The sequence below is a fragment of the Cyclonatronum proteinivorum genome, from assembly GCF_003353065.1.
Lineage (GTDB): Bacteria > Bacteroidota > Rhodothermia > Balneolales > Cyclonatronaceae > Cyclonatronum > Cyclonatronum proteinivorum.
Genome location: NZ_CP027806.1, coordinates 179,400 through 201,084, shown reverse-complemented (window position 1 = coordinate 201,084; position 21,685 = coordinate 179,400). Strand labels below are relative to the sequence as shown.

Here is a 21,685-nt window from a genome sequence, read left to right as displayed (position 1 = left end):
TCGGCTTACGGAAACCCAAAAGGCTAAAAATTCCACTTCACCGAAACCAGCACCACGCTGCCGGCATCTGCAAGGGGTGAATCAGAGGCGCCAAGGAAAAATTGGGCGAGCAGTTTGGCGTCGGTATTTTGGGTGAGGCTGCGCGTAACTGAAGGCGAGATGAAAGCACCCCGCTCATCGGGGTAGGTGATGAGGGTGATGCTCGCGTCCGTAAGCGGATTCAGGCTTTGTTGCAGTACGGTGCTAAGCTGCCAGGCTGAAACGGAAGGGTTATCCGCGGAAAGCGGCTGAGTCAGCAAGCCAAAGTTCTCGAGTCCGCCGCTGCTGTTGTAGAGCAGCTCCCCGATGACAAACAGCCCGTTGCTGAACATGTGATCTGCGGAAACCGCTGCTACAAAGCTGTTACCGCGTCTACCTTCCAAGGGGCTTTCCGCATCCCGGAAAAACATCAGCTCACCTTTGAGTCCGGTGCCGCCTGCGCTGCCGGCCCAGCCTCCGCCCAGGGCGACGCGGTTACGGTACCAGCCCGCGATCAGCTGCAGGTCGTAGCCCCGGAAGTCGAACCCATACAGGGCTGCTGCAACGCTCTCCCGGTAGCCATCGTGGGATGGTGCGACCGCAAACTCCAGCCGCGAGGCCCAGTCAATAAAGTACCGCACCCGCACGGCATCGGTACCGGGCCGCTCGGGGTAATCGAACTCATACACCGAGTAGATGTTGAACACATCATTCGGATTGCTGATCATATTGATTCCCCAGTTGATGCGCTGCCTGCCCGCGCGGATGTTCCAGTCGCCCGTGCTCCAGTCGGCATACAGGCGGTCCGGAATCAGGTGCAGCAGCACATCGCCCGAGCGCACCGGCATCCAGGAGAGGTTTACGAGGCCATCATCCTTATCAATAAAATCAGCATAGACCGGGAAGTCGCGCACGAGATCACCGGCAAACAGGCGGGCCCGTCCTTCCGCAAACAGGCTGAAATTTGAGCCAAAGTCCGCCCGAAAATTGAGTCGGCTTTGGAGGCGGTATTCGTAATACGTTTGGTCGCCGAGCGGTTCCGGCAGGGTCGTCGCCAGGCGCAGCGGCATCGCTTGGAGATAGCCGCCGAAGTGGAGTTCCTGGGCGTGGGATTTAGCCGGCCATAAGAAAAGCCCAAAAAGCAGGGACAAGCCAATCAGTCCCGTAATGTAGTATTTTGGCGAAGGGTTCATAAGCACATAAGGTATCGGTCTTAGCGGCACGCACGGTAGATCAGGCGCGCCGCTTCCGCTGAATCCAGCGGGAGAAAAATGGATCATCAATGAAATAGCCCGAGTTGGATTTGATGACGATGCCCGACTCTGATAGCCGTTTGAGCGCGCTGTGTGCGGTGCTCACGGCCGAAAGGCCGGTTTGCGTCAGCAGCATGCTATTGAGGGCTTCGATGGGACCCTCTGAGAGCCGTGTTAACAGTTTGCGGTCGGTTGTGCCCATGCCGTTCCAGAGCCGGTCGAAGTCCAGATCATGGACGATGGTTAGTTTCTCAGCCGCTTCGGTGGCGACTTCGTCCGGGAGAGTCGCAAGACCTTCTTCCCGTCGGAGGCGAAGCACTTCCCAACATTGCCACGCAAGCTGTTGCGTGTAGTAAGGGTGCGCGCCCGTAATCTGCAAAATGGCCTCAGCTAATACTTGCGCCTCCGTTTGCAGGGTGCTGAAGCGCGAGCTGAGGTATTCAAGAAATTCATCATGCGGGATTTTGCCAAGATAGCGCAGCATCCCAAAATGATAGAACGGCGCTTTCTTCTGCTCAAAAAGGCTGCGCATCAGCGATTCCTGACTTCCCGTGAGCACATAGTTTATATTTTGGTGATGCTGAATCACCGAGCGCAACTGACGATCGAAGCCGGATCCGAAGTTCATCACTTCCTGAAATTCATCAATTACAACAATGAGCTTGCGGTCGGGGCGGCTGAGTTTCTCCGCAAGGTTAAGCGCATCTTCTAAAACATAGTTTTCAGTGGCCTCACTTTTGGAACCGGAAAAGCTAACCTCAACTTCGCCACTCAACGGATTCATGCTGAGTGTGGGTGTAAGCCGGAACTGTTTCACCATGTTTTTGATGCGCTCAAAGGGGTAAAGCCGGAACAGCTTGTTAAGAAACTGCACTGAGAAGTCTTCCGCGGAGGTAAGCATGAGCGCGTCGAGATAGACAACCGGACGACCGCTTTGCGCGGTGATGGTTCGGATGAGGCTCGTTTTGCCAAACCGTCGGGGACCTATGAGAATAAGATGGTTCTCGCTGTTCAGGATGCTGCTGAACTCCTGAATCTCAGCGGTTCGGTTGGTGAAGAAATCACCCTGCACGACGGTGCCGAATTTGAAGGGATTTTTTGGGAAGCGCATGACGGAAAGGATTACTTACGAAATTCTTCGTTACGAAGCTTGTCGTATAAAATTATATGAAATTCTTCGTAACACCAAACCACACCATCAAACCGCCTCTTTCATCCGCTCATCTTTTGAGATGGCACCATCAACCATGGTCACAACCCTGCGGGCACGGTCGATGACGCGCTGATCGTGCGTGGAGAAGATGAAGGTGATGTTCTGCTCGCGGTTCATCTTTTCCATGATGTCGAGCAGGTTCATGGCAGAGGCGGAGTCGAGGTTGGCGGTCGGCTCGTCGGCGAGAATGAATTTTGGTTCTGACGCCAGCGCCCGCGCTACGGCAACGCGCTGCTGTTGACCCCCGCTGAGCTGTTTGGGACGCGCATCAAGCCGCTCACCCAGTCCGACCGCTTCGAGCAGATTCCTGGCACGGGCTTCCATTTCGTCCTTCTTCCGGTTTTGCAGCAGCATGATGAAGCTCACATTTTCAAGCGCCGTAAAGACCGGAATCAGATTATAGTGCTGAAAAACAAACCCAATGTTGTGCAGCCGGAAATCAATCAGGGCGCCATCCTTCATGCCGGTTATGACCTGCCCGTCCACTTCGACCGTGCCGGAGGTCGGGTTGTCGAGTCCGCCCAGCATGTTCAGCAGCGTCGTTTTCCCTGAACCTGAAGGTCCGACGATTGAAGTGAATTCCCCTTTTTCAAAAGAGATGGAAACATCCTTTAGAGCATGAACGGGTACCGTATCAGGGTTGTAAACTTTGGAGAGATTGGTGGTTTTTAGAATAATCATTTTTTCAGTATGTCAGTATTTCAGTATGTCAGTGTGTCAATTTTCAACTTAATATCTGTGTATATATGAAGTTATAGTTCCATTTTTATGGAATAGCCAAATCAAATTCGATCTAAGGTTTTTGTTCGGCTCTTCGGACGATTGTGTATAGTATTTTGCTTAATTCGTCCGCGTCCTGAAATAGCTTTTCGAATTGCTCCTTTTGTAAATATCCGGTGTCGAGCAGGAGGTTCAGCCAGAATTTAACTTCCAAAGATTCTTTGTAAGAGATGTACATTTTTGCGTTAAAAACAGCCTTAGAAATGGCTCCATTGGCTTCTGCGATATTGGCGCCAATGCTTGTTCCCGAACGTAAAATTTGACGCCCCTTCGCATACTCTTTGTGCATGCCAATAAGTTTCTTGTACAGGAAAACAATCTGCACAGCAAATTTATAGGCCTTGTTATAAATATTGTTGTTCAACCCATGATTCATGATTAATCAAATTTAATTTGAGAATAGTAAGTTGCATATCAGAGTAACGCCTGCATAAATCCTTTCAATAAAAAAATTACTTTTAGAGAAAAAAAAGGCGACATACTGACATACTGACATACTGACCTATTGTATAGGCTGAATTTTGATAGCCTTGAATGCCGGGTAGAGAGACGCAGCGAGCGTCACAAAGACCACAATGAGCCCTATGCTGATGAACTCCCCGGTAGTAATAACCGGGAAGACGAGGTGATCCCAGCCGAGTTCTGCGGTGCCTTCGGCAAACATTTCGAAGTTGATGCCGCTGCCGCTGAAGTGCCAGAGGCTGAGTCCCGCAAGGGCAAAGCCTGCCGCTGCACCGGTGAGGGTGAGCAGCACCGCTTCCAGTAAAATCATCACGAAAATGCGGGCACGGCTCATGCCGATGGAAAGCAGCATGGCAATTTCGCGCAGACGCTCGAACAGGGCCATCAGCATGGTATTCAGAATCCCGAAGGCCAGCGCTGTCATGATGATGATAGTCACCACATACAGCATGAAGCCGCTGAAGGCCACGAGCGTGCTCAGCTCCGGCGAGACTTGCGTCCAGGTTTGGGCGCGGATTTCGGGGAAGCCTTCGTTCAGGGCTGAGGCTACCGCGGGCGCGTCGTCAATATCATGGAGGAGGATGCCAACTTCGTGGTACACCGGCACCGGGGAAAGGTGCTGTGACAGGTCATCGGCGTGGACCAGCACGGTGCTTTCGTCGTACTCGGTAGAGGCCGAGCGAAACTGCCCGACAATGTTGAAGGCCGCCGAGGTCAGTTCGCCTCCGGTTGTTTCGAAAGTAAGCACGATGCGGTCGCCGAGGCGCATCCGGTGCTGTTCCATCAGGGCTTCGCCCATGAGCAGCGGGTTGCGGACCCCTTCTATGCTGAGGTAATCACCGTCGGTGAGCCGCTCGAGGAAGGTCGTTGTGCGCATTTCCCGTTCGGGATCGAGTCCGCGGATGCGCACGCCGGAGGTCTTCACCGGACTCTGCAGCATGGCGTCGGAAAGAACACGCGGGGCCCAGCCGGATACCCGCGCATCACTGTCGAGGAAACGGAACAACGCAGCCGTGTTGCTCAGGGAATCCGCGGGACGCCGTTCCGTCAGAAATTCCGGGTGATGCATCTGAAGATGCGTGATTTCGCTTTCAATCAGGTAATTGACCCGCTGCAGCAGCAGGCCGTTCATGGTGCCGACGGTCACAACGCCCGCCCATAAGCCGGCGGTGATTGCGGCAATGAGCACGCCGCTGCGCCCGGGATGCCGCCAGATGTTGCGCCACGCGATGGTGAAAATCGTTTTCATGATGAGATACTCCGGTTAGGTTCGGGACGCTTCCAGCACATTCAGGCGGAAAATTTTGAGCAGGGGGAAGAGGAATACGACCATGGCAATCCCAAATACAATCACGCCCTGCATGTAGAACTGATCGGCAGCAAAGGACACCGGGAGCACGGCTTCCCAGCCCATTTCAACCACCATTTCGGCGAGGTCGCCGGTGAGCTGAATCGGGTTGAAGTGCAGGTAGAGCAGCAGGAGCCAGGAAACGCCCATGCCCGCCAGTACGCCGATGATGCTCAGCAGCAGGGTCTCGAGAAACACGACCACCGCGAGGCGCCCGCGCCGCATACCGACCGAAACCAGCATCCCGAATTCCCGCATGCGCTCCATGGTCATGGTGAGGATGGTGCCGAAGAAACCGAAGCCAATCACAAGGTAGAGCACGGCCCCGAGGAAGTAGGCCCCGGCAAGGTCAAACTCCAGCAATTGCAGCAGCTCCGGAATCATCTCGGGCCAGGTGTAGGCGATGAGCTCATCATCCCGAAACCGTTCATTCAGTGCGTTTGCCACGGACTGCTTGTGCCGGTCGGCATCAATGTCGAGCAGCAGCGCGGTGATGTGATCATCCGCGGAGAGCAGGAATTGCGCTTCGGACAGTGGCAGATACACGGTTTGGTTGTTGAGGTCGCGCAGCGGATGCCGCAAAATGCCGCTGATTTCGTACAGGGCGTTGGCCGACATCCCGTAGCGGCCCTGACCAATCAGGAGGAGGGTGTCACCAGCGGCGAGCTGCAGCCGGTTGGCCAGCCCTTCGCTGATCACGGCTTTGCGCTCATCAGGCTCAAAAAATCGGCCTTCGGCAAGCAGGTCTTTGAGGCCGTTGAACTGCTGCTCGGCCTCGGCATCAACACCGAGCACGAGCGCGCCGCGGGTGCTGTGGTCGTTGCCGGCCAGCATGAAGGTTTCGATTCGGGGGATGAGCAGTCCGACCCGCGGATGCGCCTGCCGGATTTCATCCTGAAGGGCTTCATCCCAGAAAAAGGCGTTGTCGAGGGAGGCTTCCTCATCGAAGTGCACATCCTGCACCTGCACGTAGCCGGTGTGGAAGCGCACCATGTTATCAATCATGATTTCATGTGAGCCGCGGTTGAGCGACTGCATCATGATGGCCGCGAATACGGCGAACACGATGGCCGAAATGGTGATGAGGGAGCGTTTGCGGTTACGCCAAAGATTTCGCCAGGCAAGGGAAAACAGCATGGTAGGGCGTATTTGGAAGGAAAGGGGAAGGATACAGGCGGCCCAAAGCGCGCGGCCGCATCGGGAATTATTTTGGGGGAGCCGTCCGGGCTAAGTGGTTGTACCGGATTATTTTACAGCTTATCTCATCCGCTGCATGTTGCGCTGCGTGAAGAAGTCTTCGCCTTCACTGATGCCAAATCGGAGCTCTCGATATTGCAGGGTCGTTTTCTGATTGCGGTCGGCGGGCTGCACGGTGATGCGGGCAGGGAGGGTACGTCCGCCGAGTTTTCGGATGTCGCTGAACACCAGCGTCTGGGCGAGTTCACCCCGCTGATCAAAGTTCTCGGTACGGAGCTGAATGAAATCCTGCTGACAAACCCACATCAGTACGTGCCCCCACACGATGGGCGCATCAGGGTCTGGCGTCATTTTGATGACCCAGGCCTGCCGCCCGTCAACGGTTTCTTCGCGGAGCAGCTCGTGTGTGAAGTCATTAACCGGGGAGGTGTCGCGCACGAGATCGTCGTTGGTGAAGTCGGACCCCATCCAGGATTGCGCCATCATGGAGGGCGGCATGCGGATGGTGCGGTCCACGCTTGGCACAAAGTTCCAGATTTCGTTGTCCCGTTTCAGGAAGGTGGTGCCTTCGTCACGGGCTGGTGCGGTAATCAGAATCATGGAGTGCGTGTTGCCGAGCGACCAGCTCCTGATGCTCACTTCGCGGGTGTAGCGCGGACGCTCGATGGTCATGGTCATTTCCGCGAAGCTTGATTCACCACGCATGGTCTCATCCATTTGCCGGATGATTTCTTTGGGATTGACATCCTGCGCGGCCGCGGTTTGCAGCAGGCCAACGAGCAGGAAGGATATAAGCACTATGGTTTTCATGGTTTTGCAGGCTTGGGGATGGGGAAGGGCTCAGCCGTCGGGCTCAGCATCTGAACCGGTTTTGCGGGCCTGCCGGATGGTATCGGCATTTTGCTCCCAGTTTCGGATGGCATCTTCGATGGGGGACTGAATCCAGCGGTAGAAGGCGGCAGTTTCTCTGAGCCAGGCGCCGGTGTCGTCGTCGCGTGATTTCAGGTTTTCGGCCCGGTCGAGCAGCTCGCCGAAAACATCGAACAGCCGGAAGCGGCTGCGAATCAGGTCACCCGGACGGTTCCGGCTGATGCGGTAGTACGTTTTGCGGTCGCCGGGCAGGCTCACGGCTTCGATGAAGTGCGTGTTCACGAGCAACTTCATGGTGGCACTGATGCTGCCCTTGCTCGCACTCAGCGTATCGCGGATGTCGTCGAAGGAGACGGCATCCTGATCGCAGACCATCAGATAGCCAAAAACACGCCCGGCCATGCGGGTGAGTCCGAAGGTTTCCATAATCAGCCCGGACTCCTCAATGAAGGATAATTTGTCTTTCGTAATGTTCATATTTGAATATAGGAACTTTGTTCGAATGGTTCAATAAACAGTGAACTAAATGAACGAAAAAATTACCGCATTTCGGCGCACACAGGGCGATACTTGGTTTGGGATTTGGGTGGATACTGGAAAGTATCGAGGTGATTCGAGACCCATGAACCGGTAGAAAGCCTCATCGGGGCGGCATATCACAGCCCAGGGTGTCAACCCTGTGGTAGGAAAAGGCCCACAAATAATATGAGCTCTGAAAGAGCGGCATACCATCCTTGCCTGAATCTGATTTTGTGTGTTGTTCGGGTATCGGAGGTATGCCGCCCTTTCAGGGCTCTTTTTTGGGGGGTGTTCCGTTGTCACAGGGTTGGCACCCTGTGCTTTGGTATGTCGCCCTTTCAGGGCTTTTTCTTTGTGGGCTTTGAGCGGCAATTTTGGTGGATCCGGACAGATTTTTTTTCATGAGCTATTAGTCTGATCAAAGCCGTCGTCTTGTTCCGTCGTGTGCTGCCGTGCCCTGTAGGGGCACCCTGTGGGTGGCAAGCTATGTGCGTTTGGGTGCATGTCAGAAATCGGATGTTTTCAAAACGAAGCCCGCTCGGGTGTCTCCGACAGACACATCATGCCTGCGGCATTCCCCGATTGTGTGTGGGCTGGGCGGCATTTTCAAACCACAGGGTGTCCCTACAGGACGGTTTTTTGAAATACTACCTTGAAATGGGGCTGTAATTGAAACCCTGATGCTATGTTGTGCTGAGCCGGCTGGATCGTGACTGCCGGGTTGATTCGACTTAATCCGGCATTGGTTTTTTTGCCGGGAAGGGTGCGAGATGTAGCATGCTGGGCGTAAGGGTATTGCGTGTGGCTTGGGCTTGGTGGTGATTGCCGGTTACGTTTGCGGAAATGCTGCCTGATCGCGAAAACCCGCGTGGACTCATCGCGTACCTGCAAAAAAGCAACGCCTTTATCTTTGGTTTGGGAACCCGGAAGCTGTCACCCAAACTCCTGATGTTCACGGAGTTTTCCCCAAAAAAAAAAAGAAAGCCCGAAATGTCTGCTTTACCGGGTTCAGGGTGACCATGGCGGAGTTGCCTGCTCTGCAAGCCTGGGGTATCAGCTGTTGTGGGGCTGAAGGCTTCCGAGGTAATATTTTAGCTGTCGCTCAAGCTCTGCGACATTGATGGGCTTGCTGAGGTAGTCGTTCATGCCGGCTTCGAGGCAGCGTTCTTTTTCGCCTTTGATGGCGCCGGCGGTGAGGGCGATGATGATGGTTTGGTCGTCCAAATAGTTGGTGCGGATGCGCTCGGTTGCTTCATACCCGCTTAGCTCGGGCATTTGCACATCCATCAGAATCAGGTCTGGGCGCTCTTCCTGATACAGGAGCACAGCTTCTTTGCCGTCAACGGCTTCAGAGATGCGGGCTTTGGGAATAAATTTTTTGACGAGTGCGCGGGCGAGCACCATGTTGGCCCGGTTGTCGTCTGCAATAAGGATGCGGTAAATACGGTCTGTTTGCCAGTGCTGCTGCGGATCGCCTGAAGCTTTTTTCTTTTGAGATCCGGTGCGGAGCCGCGCGAGCGCGTCGTAAAGCTGCTTGCTGCTTACCGGTTTGTTCATCTGAAGCTGAATGTCGTATCGTTTGCAGGCCTTGTGAATCAACCCGTCGTTGGCGTCGCTGTGCAGCAATAAAATGGGAAGTTCAGCGGACGGAAGGGACAGCTCTTCCCGGATTTGTTTTATCATTTCGATGCCATCCATTCCCGGCATGTGATAATCGGAAATGAGGGCGTCATAATTTTGCTCACCTGATTTGAGGTGGTTTAGGGTATCCGGACCATTGCTGAAAATGTTGCAGGCGATTTCCCTGCTCTCCATTACTTTCTGTAAAATGCGCGCATTGTTTTCGTTATCGTCAACAATGAGCACGCGCTTTACAGCGTCGAGGTCGTAGGATTCGGAGCGCTTCTCCAGGCTGTAGGGTAGCGTTACATCAAACCAGAAGCGGCTGCCCTGCCCTTCTTCACTTTCCAGGTTGAGCCGGCTATCCATGAGCTGGAGGAGGCTGTTGGATATCGCAAGTCCGAGGCCGGTGCCGCCGTATTTGCGGGTCGTAGAGCCATCTGCCTGTGAGAAGGCGTCGAAAATGCGGTTTTGCTTCGCGCTTGGGATCCCGATGCCGGTATCGCGGACTTCGAAACGCAGGCTTATGGTTTGCAGGCCGTCAGCGGGCGTCTGCATTTCAAGCACTTTAACGGAAAATTCAATTTCACCTTTTTCTGTAAATTTTGCGGCGTTGCCCAGAAGGTTGATGACGACCTGTTTGAGCCGAACGGCATCTGCCCAAACAAAGGACGGGAGCTTACCGTCGAGATTCAACAGAAACTCGAGGTTGCTTTTAGCGATGCGGAAGCGCAGAATATCCGCAATCTGTTCGCACATTTCCACAAAGTCTGTTTTCTCGATATACAGCTCGAGCTTGCCTGCTTCTATCTTGGAAAAATCGAGGATGTCGTTGATGAGTTCGAGAAGCACGACCCCGGAATTATGCACGGAATCCAGGTATTGCTGCTGTACTTCATCAAGATTGCTTTGCAGTAACAGCTCTGAAAAGCCGATGATGCTGTTGAGGGGGGTGCGGATTTCGTGGCTCATGTTGGCCAGAAATTCTGACTTGGCCACATTGGCAGCTTCTGCCTGTTTTTTGGATTCAACCAGCTCAAGGGCAGCTTTCTTTTCCGAATCCACATCCTGAATGGTGCCGTACAGGCGCACGCATTTTCCGTTTCTGAATTCTGAGTAGGCAATGACGCGTATCCAGATTTCCCTGCCCCTTGTGGTGATGATCTGAAAATCGTGATCGAGAGAGCGGCCGTATTTCATGGCGTCAAAACTGAGCTGCCGCAACAGCTCCCGGTTTTCGCCTTCTTTATAAAACTGTACGATACTCTCAGCTGTGGGCCGGAAGGTCTCGTCCACTTCGTGGATTTCACGCGTAACTTTTGACCAGGTCATGCGATTGCGCACCAGATCGATTTCCCAGCCCCCAACCCGGGAAACCTGACTGATCTGATCCAGCATTTTTTTGCTGCGGTAAAGCTGCTGCATGGTGCGTACAGCGCCTTTATAGCCTTCAAGGTGATTGAAAAGCACAAACACAAACTCGCCTTCCGTATCGGGTATGGCAGCTTTTCGCAGAAGTCCGGTAATGCTGATCCGGTCGTTGATCAGTTCCTGCAGGTCTATTTCAAAGGGGAGGAGGGTTTCCGGACTGTGAGGGCCTGACCTGTTGCTGTATGTGGTTTCAGAAACAATTTGGCTTACCCGCATTTCAATAACATCCCGGATTGATCCGGCAGCTTCAAGTGCATCCTGAACCGGGGGACTAAGCCAAAAGTCGCTGTGGTCACCGTTAAAATGCCATAGCCCAAAACCCATGGTCTCCCGTCGGGTAATAAGGTCAAAAAAGACAACGTCTTTCTGAATGACCTGATAACACAAATTGCGTAATTGGGCTTCCGATGGCATAAATGGGAAATAATTAACTTAAATGGAGCTGCCCGGTTTTAGCACATACAAAAAGGATGTAGTCCGGAATCAAAAAATAAGAGGAGGTTATTTGTAACCTTAATGTACCTGTTATTATAGCCATTCTCTTTTTCATTTGCATAAATATTTGAAGCTGTATTACCGCATTATTCCCGGGTGTATCGATACCGAATGATTTAAAACATAGCGGACTAAGTGATTGAAATGATAGGTTACAGCTTTTGGGAACAACAAGGGTATGCCCGGAGGAATGGTGTCTGAAAGTCTTGCGCAGCAATGCGGGGGCTGCGCAGCCTTTCGGGACAAGTGGGGAAGTTTTTTATTTGGATGCATACGACCGTCTAATAAAGAGATATTCCTGCCCATTCAATACCGTATCTTTGGAACTGACAGGAAACACGGAAACAGTTAAGATATGGTCCACGATTTACAAATCAGGGTTAAGCCCGAAACCGCATACAGTCCGGAAGCTCTTAAAGCCTATGCCGCCGCTAAGCTAAAGCTGCCGGCGGGAGAACTGACGCAGGTGGAGATTGTTCGCCGCTCAATTGATGCCCGAAAAAGGCAGGTGATGGTGCAGCTTGCAGTGCGGGTTTGGCATAAGGAACCTTTCAGGGAAAGCATCATCAGCCTGCCCGACTATCAGAATGTGCGCAATGCCGAAGAAATCATCGTAATCGGCTCAGGACCTGCCGGACTTTTCGCTGCGCTGCGCCTTATTGAGCTGGGTTATAAACCCATCGTACTCGAGCGCGGTAAGGATGTGAAAGCGCGTATCAAAGACATCAAGAATATCAATGTCAGACATATCGTAAACCCCGATTCTAACTACTGTTTCGGGGAGGGCGGCGCGGGCACGTACTCTGATGGCAAGCTGTACACGCGGGCAAAAAAACGGGGGGATGTCCGGCGGATTCTCGAGTTGCTCGTCGGATTCGGGGCCGTGCGCGATATACTGGTCGAGGCGCATCCGCATATTGGCACGAACAAGCTGCCGGGCATTATCGCGAACATGCGTGAATGCGTGAAAGCGCACGGCGGGGAAGTTCACTTCGATACGCGGGTTACGGGCTTCATTACGGAAGGTGGGGCGCTGCGCGGGGTGCGTACCTTGAAGGATGATGTGTTCCGTGCCCGAAAAACGATACTTGCGACCGGACACTCCGCGCGCGACATTTTTCGCTTGCTGCATGACTCCGGCATTCTGATTGAGCGCAAGCCGCTGGCTGTCGGTGTTCGGGTAGAGCATCCGCAACAGCTCATCGATCAGATTCAGTACAGCTGCGATACCGACCGCGGACCCTGGCTGCCACCTTCAGCCTACGGCATCACGAGGCAGGTTGAAGGCCGTGGGGTGTATTCTTTTTGCATGTGTCCGGGCGGGGTGATTGCGCCCTGTGCAACGGAGCCGGGCGAAATTGTTACCAACGGATGGTCGTCTTCGCGGCGGGCCCGCTCGACGGCCAACAGCGGCATCGTCGTAGAACTGCGGGATTCCGATTTTCGTCCTTTTGAAAAGCACGGACCGCTGGCCGCGATGTATTTTCAGCATGCCATCGAGACCCGCGCCTGGGAGGCCGGCGGCCAAACGCAGACCGCGCCTGCACAGCGTCTCGAAGACTTTGTGAGGGGGCGTACATCCGCGGATTTACCCAAAACTTCGTATGCGCCAGGCATCACGCCGGTGGAGCTTGGCGAAGTACTTCCGGATTTCATTCACCGGGCATTGCAGCAGGGTTTCCGGCAGTTCGACCGTTCGATGCGGGGCTTTCTCACGAACGAAGCCGTCGTTCACGCGCCCGAAACACGGACGTCTTCGCCGGTGCGCATCCCGCGCGATGCGCAAACATTGGAGCATCCACAGCTTCAGGGACTGTTTCCCTGCGGAGAGGGTGCGGGCTATGCCGGCGGCATCGTCAGTGCCGCAATGGATGGCGAGCGCGTAGCGGCGGCGGTTGCAGGTGTAGGTGTTGCTAAAGGCCGTTAAGCTGTAATCTGACCGTAGCGTGCGCAATTCAACCGTCAGAACAGGCCTGAACCGGAATGTCCGGCGGTTCTTTGGTAAGATTTTTTGAAGTTGCTTTCGGGTAATTGCATAAAGCTGACCTAAGTTGGCTGCTCAAAGACACACATTAATAATAGGTGCTATCCTTTTTTGTTCGCCTTGCTGGTAAGAAAATTTCATGGTGAATCGTGCGGGTTAGCCTGTTTTCTGCACAGACGCGCAAGCCCAAAAGCAAGGCGTTCATCTTAGGTTTGGGGGCTATGAAATATCACGAAAGACCGTGATGTTCACGGAGTTTTCCCCCAAAAAAAGAAAGTCTGAACTATACGGTCGGCCGGTTGTAGGGCTCTCAGGCCATAAAAAAAGGCAGGTACCGGGGATGTGACGCCCGGATACCTGCCTTTTGTATTTTGGGGATGTTTCTGCTGCCGCGCTTAGTAGCCGGGATTTTGCTGCAAGGTGTTGTCAGAAAGGTTGATTTCTGACTGCGGAATCGGGAGTAAGCCGAGGCGCTCGGTTCTGAAATTGATGGAAATTTCAGGGGCCTGTGCCTGTGCGTTGATACGCTCGGCGGCTACGTCGAGGCCCATGCGGAGGAGATCCCAGTAGCGGTGACCTTCGCCGGCAAACTCGAGGCGGCGCTCGTTCATGATGTTTTCGCGGGTTGCGGGGATGGATACGAAGTTGGCGCCGTATGCACGCTGCCGTACCTGATCGAAGTACTGTTGCGCGTTGGGCGAGCCAAGCTCCGCGGCCATCAGAAGTACATCAGAGAAGCGGAAAAGCGGACGGTTGTAGGGCCAGTTGAATTCCACGTTGAAGGACGGGGTGTCGGGACGGCGCGGGTAGAACTTTTTGAAGGCATAACCCTGCCACTGAAACATTTCGTCCGCGGCGTGATTGACGTTTTCAGCTACCGGATCGAGAATGCTTACGAAGTAGCGGCTGTCGTTATCGCGGTCGAAAGCGTTGCTCAGATCGGAAGTTGCCGGCTGAAAGGACCATCCCTGTGCGTAAATGGGGTGGAAGCCCACGCCGCGAAGGCCGCTCATGGTTGAGGCCCAGTTGCCGATGGAGCCGTTCAGGAAGCCCCAGTCACCAAAGGTGTTGGTGGTGTGCTGTACCGAGAACAGAGCTTCATTGTTGTTGTTGCCCGCTTTACCCCAAAGTGAGGCAAAGTTGTTGAGCAAGGTATGGCCGCTGTTGTTGATCACATCTTCGAGATGTGCGAGGACTTCGGCTTCTGTAACCGAAAGCGGAGCTGCGCCCAGTACGGGTACCGCGTAGTCGCGATGGTACAGGAATACGCGGCCTAACAGGGCTTTGCCGGCCCAGGTTGAGGCGCGCCCGAGCTCATTGTTGGGAATAGTGGAGCGCAGGTTGGGGATGAGCTCAGCAAGTTCACTTGCGATGAATTCATAGACTTCGCCCGGATCTGCCTGCTGCACCCGGATGTCGGTTGCTACGAGGGGCTCGGTGAAGAGCGGAACGTAGCCGAAGAAGCGGACCAGATCGAAGTAGTGCAGCGCACGCAGAAAACGGGCTTCAGCTTCGAAATAGGCACGTGTTTCTTCATTTCTGAAATCAATCCCATTGATGTTTTCAATGAGGAGGTTTGCGCGGTAAATGCCGGTGAAACGGTCAGACCAGAGGCCGAGGGCCTTGCCGTTGTTTACGGAAATATTATGCGCATTCAGTTCCAGTAATTCGGGCTGATCACCGGTACCGGAACCCCCGGCGTGGGCGTCATCAGACAGGATGTTGGAAACGAGGTCGAAGGGATGAAAGCCATCGTTGGCCCGGCCGTGGGAGAAGGTCAGGGTTTCATAAATGGCAAACAGGGCCTGTTCGGCGTCAGACTCGGTCTGATAGAAGTTATCCTGAACACGATCTACGGGCGGGGTGTGGCTCAGGAAGCCGTCCATACAGCCGGTTGCCAGTAGCGGCAGTGAAACAAAGAGAAAGAGGGTTATTAATTTTTTCATGATGAATCAGTTTAAAAATCAAGGTTTACGCCAAACATGTAGGTGCGGGCCTGCGGGTAGATGTTGCGGTCGATACCTACATCGAGTGCGCCGCGGGAACCGATTTCCGGGTCGTGACCTGAGTAGCCGGTGATGGTAAACAGGTTTTGGGCTGAGGCATACAGACGCATGCGGCGTGCACCAATGCGGTTCACCAGTTCAACGGGCAGGGTGTACCCGATGGCAGCATTGCGCAGGCGAACGAAGGAGCCGTCTTCGATGAAGAAATCAGACGGGCGGGCGTAATTGCCGTTCGGATCGTTGATGGTGACGCGCGGGTGAGAAGTGTTGGTGTTCTCAGGCGTCCAGCGGTCGAGTACGGAACCTTTCCAGTTGGGCATGTTCAGGTCATGGCGACGGGTGCCACCGGTGTAAATATCCTGGCCAAAGGCACCGTACAGGAACATATTGAGGTCCCAGTTTTTCCAGCCCAGGTTGATGTTGAAACCGAGGGTGAAATCTGGATACGGGTTTCCGATTTTGACACGGTCTTCATCCGTGATTTGTCCGTCGCCGTTGGTATCCACAAAAATCAGGTCACCGGGCTGTGCGTTGGGCTGAATCATTTCGCCTTCGGCATTCACGTAGTTCTGAATTTCTTCCATGGTCTGGAAGATACCGGCGGTCTGAAAGCCCCAGAAGAATGCGATGGGGAAGCCAACCTGCGCCATGGCAACGCTGTTCATAGAGGTCGAAACATTCGCCCCGAACAGGCGGCCTTCTTCGTTGTTGATGGCCGTGATCTCGTTCACATTGTAGCTTCCCGTTAGGGTGAGGTCGTAGTTCAGGTTGCCTACGATATCGCGTACACCCGCTTCGAGTTCGAAACCGGTGTTTTTCACGGTTCCGCCGTTCACGATGGGCGCGGCGTTACCGATAAAGGCCGGGATGGGAGCCGAAAGCAACAGGCCTTTGGTTTGCTTCTGATAGTAGTCGAGGTTGATGAAGTATTTGAAGTCATAGAATGAAGCTTCAAGCCCGACGCTGACCTGCTCGGAGGTTTCCCACTTCAGGTTGGTGTTGGCAATACGGCCCGGGTAGGCGCCGGTGACCTGAACGGGGTCGATTCCGAAAGCGTAGCCGGTGTGTGTGGTAATGAGGGGGGTGAAGCCAAACTGCCCGATGTTGTCGCTTCCGTTTTGCCCCCAGCCGCCGCGCAGGCGCAGTTCGCTCAGGTTTTGGAAGTCTGACATGAAGCTTTCACGGGAGATCACCCAGCCCAGCGAGAAGGCCGGGAATGCGGCCCAGCGGTTATCGGGACCAAACTTGGAAGAGCCGTCCATTCTGAACACCCCTTCGAGGATGTAGCGTCCGTCATAGTTGTAGTTTACGCGGGTGAAATAGGAAGCAATGGACTCCAGCCCGAGGCCGCCGTAGTTGGTTTGGCTGTCCGGATCGGTTCCGGTTGAGAGCCATGCATGGCGGAAGGAAGGCATGCTGAGATCAGAGCGGGTACCGCCGAGGAACTCGCTGCGGCTGTCGCGCAGCTCAAAACCACCAAGGAGGCTGAAGTCATGAAGGTTTATGCTGTTATCATACTGAACAACATGGCTTGTCTGCCAGGTTACAAGGCGCACTTGCTCCTGAAAGGCGATGGTTGTTGCGTTGGATACGTTTCCGCCCAGGTCGTACTCGGGTGTAAAAGCGCGGTTGTTGATAAAGCCAAGATCCACATCAAAAGATGAGCGGATGTGCAGGTTATCCATCAGTCTGAAGCGGCCAAAAGCTCCCCCTACCAGGCGGTCTTCCTGTTGGCGCGAGTTGATGATATCGATAGCTGCAACGGGGTTTACAACTTCCTGAGAGGCAAAAGGAGACTGCGCAAACGAGCCGTCTTCGTTGCGAACAGGGGTTACGGGGTCAATATTGGCAACCCGTGCCATCACGCCGCCGAATTCTTCGTTGGGGTCGATACCGCGGTTTGTTCTGCGGGTATAGTTTACGCGGGTACCGTAATTAAGACGTCCAGCCGTATGGTCAGAGTTGATACGTGCGGTGAAGCGCTCGTAGTTGGAAGCGCCGCGGGCCACGATACCTTCCTGCTGACGGTAGGAAAAGGACGTTACATAGGTTGAAGTTTCACTGCCTCCCGAAAACGCAAGGCTGTGATTGGTAAGCGGAGCGTTGTAGTAAAAGACTTCTTCCTGCCAGTTGGTGCCGTTGCCGATGGCTTCAATACGCTCATCAATATCCGGGAAGGGGATGTTGCGCCCGTCGTTGGCATAGCTCTCATTCATGATCATCATGTAATCCGGCGCATTAAGCAAGTCTGTTTCTCTCCAGGGGTTTTGGAAACCGACGTATGCGTTGTAGGATACCTGTATGTCACCCGGGCGGCCGGAATTAGTGGTTACCATAACCACGCCGTTTGCACCTCTTGCACCGTAAATAGCGGTTGCAGAGGCGTCCTTGAGAACTTCGATTGAAGCAATATCGGCGGGGTTCAGGAAGTCAATGCCTGATACGGGCATACCGTCTACCACATATAGGGGTTCGGCATCACCGGTTGTACCAATACCGCGGATACGAACCGTAGCACCGGAGCCGGGCTGACCTGAGTTTTGCATGACCAGAACACCGGCTGTGCGGCCCTGCAGCGCCTGTTCCACGCGAAGCGGAGCCGCCTGCTGAATTTGCGCCGATTCAATGCGTGAGATGGCACCAGTTACCAGGCTTCTTTGCTGAATGCCGTAGGCAACGACCACAAGCTCGCTGCCCATGAAGGTATCTTCGCGCATGCGAACGGTGAGTTCGGTGCGGCCTTCAAGCGGGATTTCCTGCGTTACATAGCCGATGTAGCGGAAAACAAGTGTACCCTCAAGATCGGGGACACTGAGTGAGAAATTTCCGTCGAAATCTGTAGTTGTACCTGTTGCGGTACCCTGAAGAATGATGTTCACCCCGATGAGTGGTTCATTATTCTCCGCGTCGACAACGGTTCCGGTTACTGTTTGTCCCACAAGCATTGCGGGTATGCACAGTAAACAGAGCATTAATAGTGTGAATAACTTAAAGTTGGCCATAAAGGTATCGTTACTTTATTTACATAGAGTTCAAGTTTCGAGCCGGGAAATGGGTAAGCGTTGGTTCTCATGCAAGGGGTTTACCCGCCTCAACAAACCATTTGCATATTTTTGAGAAAATCATCCGGAAAAAAGTTTCCGTTAGCTTTTGCGGGATATTTGCAGCCGATCTGAGTCTTTTTCCCGCGTATAAAGACAGGTGAAGAACCAGTTCTGTAAATTAAATATCAAAAAAAGGCACATTTTACAGACTTAGCGCGCGGAATATGCCCATGCTTAAAAGCAATGCATGAAATTAAGATAGTCGAATTAGATTATTAAATCCACTCTTTTTGCTCAAAAAAAGTGGGAAATAATTTCACAATTAGTGCAAAAATAATTTTTTTTCCGGAAAGGTGCACCTGTTTTTTTCTGTTCCGGAGTGCGTGGCTGAAAAACCTTATTGCCCGCCTTAAGATTGCGTTGTGAAGTCATGGAAGCCATTTTTGAAAGGGCTTTTTTGTTTGGGGAATAAAGATGACTGAATTTTTTTTGAAATGATGTGCTGATAAAAGGTCATCTGCGCAGGTGGTATATCACGACTTAATGGAAGAGATACCGCACGCATGCACGCTAAAAATTTGTGTTCTGCTTGTTGCCTTTTAAGGTCTTTTTGTGGAAATTATTTGCGTGCAAATAGGCAAAAAAGTTGCCTTACAAAAAGCACATTTGGCATAAAATATTTTTCAATAAACCCATTAGGTAATTAGAATATGCGTTTAACATTTACTTTTTTACAAAAACTTGCGGTAGCTGTCTTGTTGATGGCTTCTGTTTCTTTTGCTTCGGCTAACGCTCAGGGAATACTTCCGCCAGATGAGCCCGGAATGTTACAGGAGTTGCCGCTCGTATTTAACGTTGATACGGATGTTGTAGACTGGGAAGGCTTTACCATGTTTCCGTTTGAAGGGGCAGGCCTCGAGCGTATTGAGAATCCGGACAGAACCGGACTTAACACCACAGAGTTTGTGGTACAATACAAGAAAGGTGGTGCTGGCGAAGGTGGTCAGCCATGGGCAGGGTTCTTCTATCACACAGATGAAATCATGGAAATCACTGATGACGCCGTTTTCAGAATGAAAGTGTGGTCGCCACGTGCTGACATCAACGCAATGCTCAAGTTTGAGCTCAAGCAATTCCCTGATGTTGGTACTCCCGATATGTTTACCCCAATCACAGCGGCCAATCAGTGGGTAGAATTGGAATGGGATGTAAGTGGTGTAGACCGCACTGCGCCTTGGGATCGTGTTGTTGTTATCATGGATCTCGATGGTGGTGCTGGCGATGCCGGTGATAATTTTACCTGGTTCCTCGATGACTTCGAGTTTGATAATGGCTCTGCAACAAGCACAGAGCGCTACGCTGATGTCCCCCGTGATCTGCAGCTCATGCAGAATTACCCCAACCCTTTCAACCCGACAACAAACATCAGCTTCGCACTGCCCCAAAGCGGTCATGCGCAGCTTGAAGTGTTTGACATGTTAGGTCAGCGGGTTGCTGTACTTGTAAATGAGACCCTGTCCGCAGGTGCACATACAGCTGTTTTTGATGCCTCTAACCTTTCAAGTGGTGTGTATCTGTACCGCCTGCAGGCCGGCAATCAGGTGCAGACCCGTAAGCTTACCGTTGTGAAGTAAGCTGTTCAGTCAAATTATACTGACACAAAAAGGCCGTCCTCAATCTGCGAGTGACGGCCTTTTTTATGCGCGGTTTTTTAGTCAACTGATAAGCATACCTTTTCAATGTACCTTGCAGCCGGGGTACAGTACAGAAACGGAAATGTTCCGGTAATAGATGATAGTGTACTTTTCAGGGAACAATGCGGGTAAACGACTGATTGCAGGTTTTGCAATAGTATCGTTTGGTTGGCAGCACGTAATCAAGGTACCGCATGGCCTTATTTCGGCTCACACGGGTTGTTTCGCACCGAAGTGCGCGATAGCAGCCAAAAGCGCGCGGAATGGTTAGTACGCGAATTTTCCTGATTAAAAGAAAAAACAGCGATGCGGCAGCGATTATCAAAACGCTGGCAAGGACAAGTTCAAAGCTCATATAAGTGCGGAAGAAGGTGCAAAAAGTCAGGTAGTGCTCTGTCTGACTAAGGTGAGTGAATTTGATAATACGAAATTCCGTGGTCTGCTAAAGGGTTTCCGCAAGAGTAATTTAAAATCCTTATTTTTAGCGCCTTATTTACTCTGAAAACATCCTACACTTATTTCCCATATTTACATGAAAAAACTATTTACCTCCGAGTCTGTTTCAGAAGGGCACCCGGATAAAGTTGCAGATCAGATTTCAGATGCCATTCTCGATGCCATGCTGGATAAGGACCCGGATTCAAGAGTCGCAGTCGAAACCCTTGTTACCACCGGCCTTGCCGTAGTTGCCGGTGAAGTACGAACCAACAGCTATGTGGACGTGCAGGAAATCGTACGCGAAACCATTCGTGAAATTGGCTACACCAAAAGCAGTTACCGGTTCGATGCAGACTCATGCGGGGTTATTTCGGCTATACATCAGCAAAGCGATGACATCGCAATGGGTGTGGATAAAAACGACAAGAAAGATATTGGTGCAGGCGATCAGGGGATGATGTTTGGATATGCCTGCAAAGAAACCGAAACCTATATGCCGCTGAGCATTCAGCTGGCGCATGACCTTGTGCGGGAATTATCTGCCATTCGTAAAGCCGGCAAAATCATGACCTGGCTGGCACCGGACAGCAAGAGTCAGGTGACCATCGAAAACGATGAAAACGGAAACCCGCTTCGTATCGATGCTATCGTGTTATCCACACAGCACGATGATGGCATTTCGCAGGAAGAAATTCGCCGCGAAGTAAAGGCCAATCTTATTGAAAAAGTAATCCCCGGGAATCTGCTCGATGCTGATACCAAAATGTTCATCAACCCTACCGGGAAATTTGTAATTGGCGGACCGCACGGCGATTCCGGCCTGACCGGCCGCAAAATTATTGTGGATACCTACGGCGGGCACGGGGCGCATGGTGGCGGTGCTTTCTCCGGGAAAGATTCCACCAAGGTGGACCGGTCGGCGGCCTATGCGGCACGTCATATTGCCAAGAACATTGTTGCGGCAGAGCTTGCTGAAAACTGCCTTGTTCAGCTCGCCTACGCTATCGGGGTTGTTGATCCGGTTTCCATATCTGTAAATACCTACGGTACAGGCAAGGTAAGCGATGTTGAGCTTGCTGATGCTGTAAGCCGCGTATTCGACTGCACCCCATCCGGGATCATCACACGCTTTGGTCTGAACCGCCCGATTTTCCGGCCCACTGCGGCTTACGGTCACTTTGGCCGCGCTGAATTCCCCTGGGAACAGTTGGATTACACCGATAAGATCAGCAACGCTTTGTAAGTCACGAAAGCCAGACGTATGCAGGCTGAAAAGAGAAATCAGCCCGTCCGTTCTCATACCCGCCCGGAAT

General features: G+C 52.8%; 14 protein-coding genes. 3 read left to right on the top strand and 11 right to left on the bottom strand.

What is annotated here, in order from left to right; translation table 11 throughout:
• Positions 1-23: 23 nt before the first annotated feature.
• The 9 genes from CYPRO_RS00705 to CYPRO_RS00660 form a co-directional block, all read right to left on the bottom strand.
• Positions 24-1,211, bottom strand: a complete 1,188-nt coding sequence (locus tag CYPRO_RS00705) for a hypothetical protein (RefSeq protein WP_114982671.1) — start codon at positions 1,209-1,211, stop codon at positions 24-26.
• 40 nt (positions 1,212-1,251) lie between these two features.
• Complete coding sequence (locus CYPRO_RS00700; RefSeq protein WP_114982670.1) at positions 1,252-2,382, bottom strand: AAA family ATPase; 1,131 nt, start codon at positions 2,380-2,382, stop codon at positions 1,252-1,254.
• 87 nt (positions 2,383-2,469) lie between these two features.
• Complete coding sequence (locus CYPRO_RS00695; RefSeq protein WP_114982669.1) at positions 2,470-3,165, bottom strand: ABC transporter ATP-binding protein; 696 nt, start codon at positions 3,163-3,165, stop codon at positions 2,470-2,472.
• A 112-nt stretch (positions 3,166-3,277) separates the two neighbouring features.
• Positions 3,278-3,640, bottom strand: coding sequence for a four helix bundle protein (locus tag CYPRO_RS00690; protein WP_240644800.1), 363 nt, complete (start codon positions 3,638-3,640; stop codon positions 3,278-3,280).
• Positions 3,641-3,766: 126 nt separating this feature from the next.
• Positions 3,767-4,975, bottom strand: a complete 1,209-nt coding sequence (locus CYPRO_RS00685; RefSeq protein WP_114982668.1) for an ABC transporter permease — start codon at positions 4,973-4,975, stop codon at positions 3,767-3,769.
• A gap of 15 nt (positions 4,976-4,990) precedes the next feature.
• Positions 4,991-6,211, bottom strand: a complete 1,221-nt coding sequence (locus CYPRO_RS00680) for an ABC transporter permease (RefSeq protein WP_114982667.1) — start codon at positions 6,209-6,211, stop codon at positions 4,991-4,993.
• A 120-nt stretch (positions 6,212-6,331) separates the two neighbouring features.
• Positions 6,332-7,081: an outer membrane lipoprotein-sorting protein gene (locus tag CYPRO_RS00675; RefSeq protein WP_114982666.1), complete on the bottom strand. Its 750-nt coding sequence runs from the start codon at positions 7,079-7,081 to the stop codon at positions 6,332-6,334.
• Positions 7,082-7,111: 30 nt separating this feature from the next.
• The gene (locus CYPRO_RS00670) at positions 7,112-7,618 is read right to left on the bottom strand and encodes a GbsR/MarR family transcriptional regulator (RefSeq protein WP_114982665.1); all 507 of its coding nucleotides are present in this window, start codon (positions 7,616-7,618) and stop codon (positions 7,112-7,114) included.
• Positions 7,619-8,713: 1,095 nt separating this feature from the next.
• Positions 8,714-11,125: a PAS domain-containing hybrid sensor histidine kinase/response regulator gene (locus tag CYPRO_RS00660; protein WP_114982663.1), complete on the bottom strand. Its 2,412-nt coding sequence runs from the start codon at positions 11,123-11,125 to the stop codon at positions 8,714-8,716.
• Between the two features lie 436 nt (positions 11,126-11,561).
• Here CYPRO_RS00660 and CYPRO_RS00655 point away from each other — a divergent pair, with 436 nt between their 5' ends.
• Positions 11,562-13,133, top strand: coding sequence for an NAD(P)/FAD-dependent oxidoreductase (locus CYPRO_RS00655; RefSeq protein WP_114982662.1), 1,572 nt, complete (start codon positions 11,562-11,564; stop codon positions 13,131-13,133).
• A gap of 452 nt (positions 13,134-13,585) precedes the next feature.
• Here CYPRO_RS00655 and CYPRO_RS00650 read toward each other — a convergent pair whose 3' ends face one another.
• Positions 13,586-15,136, bottom strand: a complete 1,551-nt coding sequence (locus CYPRO_RS00650; protein WP_114982661.1) for a RagB/SusD family nutrient uptake outer membrane protein — start codon at positions 15,134-15,136, stop codon at positions 13,586-13,588.
• A gap of 11 nt (positions 15,137-15,147) precedes the next feature.
• Positions 15,148-18,135, bottom strand: a complete 2,988-nt coding sequence (locus tag CYPRO_RS00645) for a SusC/RagA family TonB-linked outer membrane protein (protein WP_164682417.1) — start codon at positions 18,133-18,135, stop codon at positions 15,148-15,150.
• Positions 18,136-18,950: 815 nt separating this feature from the next.
• On the opposite strand from CYPRO_RS00645, the gene CYPRO_RS00640 reads away from it, so the two are divergent.
• The gene (locus CYPRO_RS00640; protein ID WP_114982659.1) at positions 18,951-19,874 is read left to right on the top strand and encodes a T9SS type A sorting domain-containing protein; all 924 of its coding nucleotides are present in this window, start codon (positions 18,951-18,953) and stop codon (positions 19,872-19,874) included.
• A gap of 592 nt (positions 19,875-20,466) precedes the next feature.
• Positions 20,467-21,615 (top strand): methionine adenosyltransferase, encoded by a 1,149-nt coding sequence (gene metK, locus CYPRO_RS00630; RefSeq protein ID WP_114982657.1) that lies wholly within the window; start codon positions 20,467-20,469, stop codon positions 21,613-21,615.
• Positions 21,616-21,685: the final 70 nt, after the last annotated feature.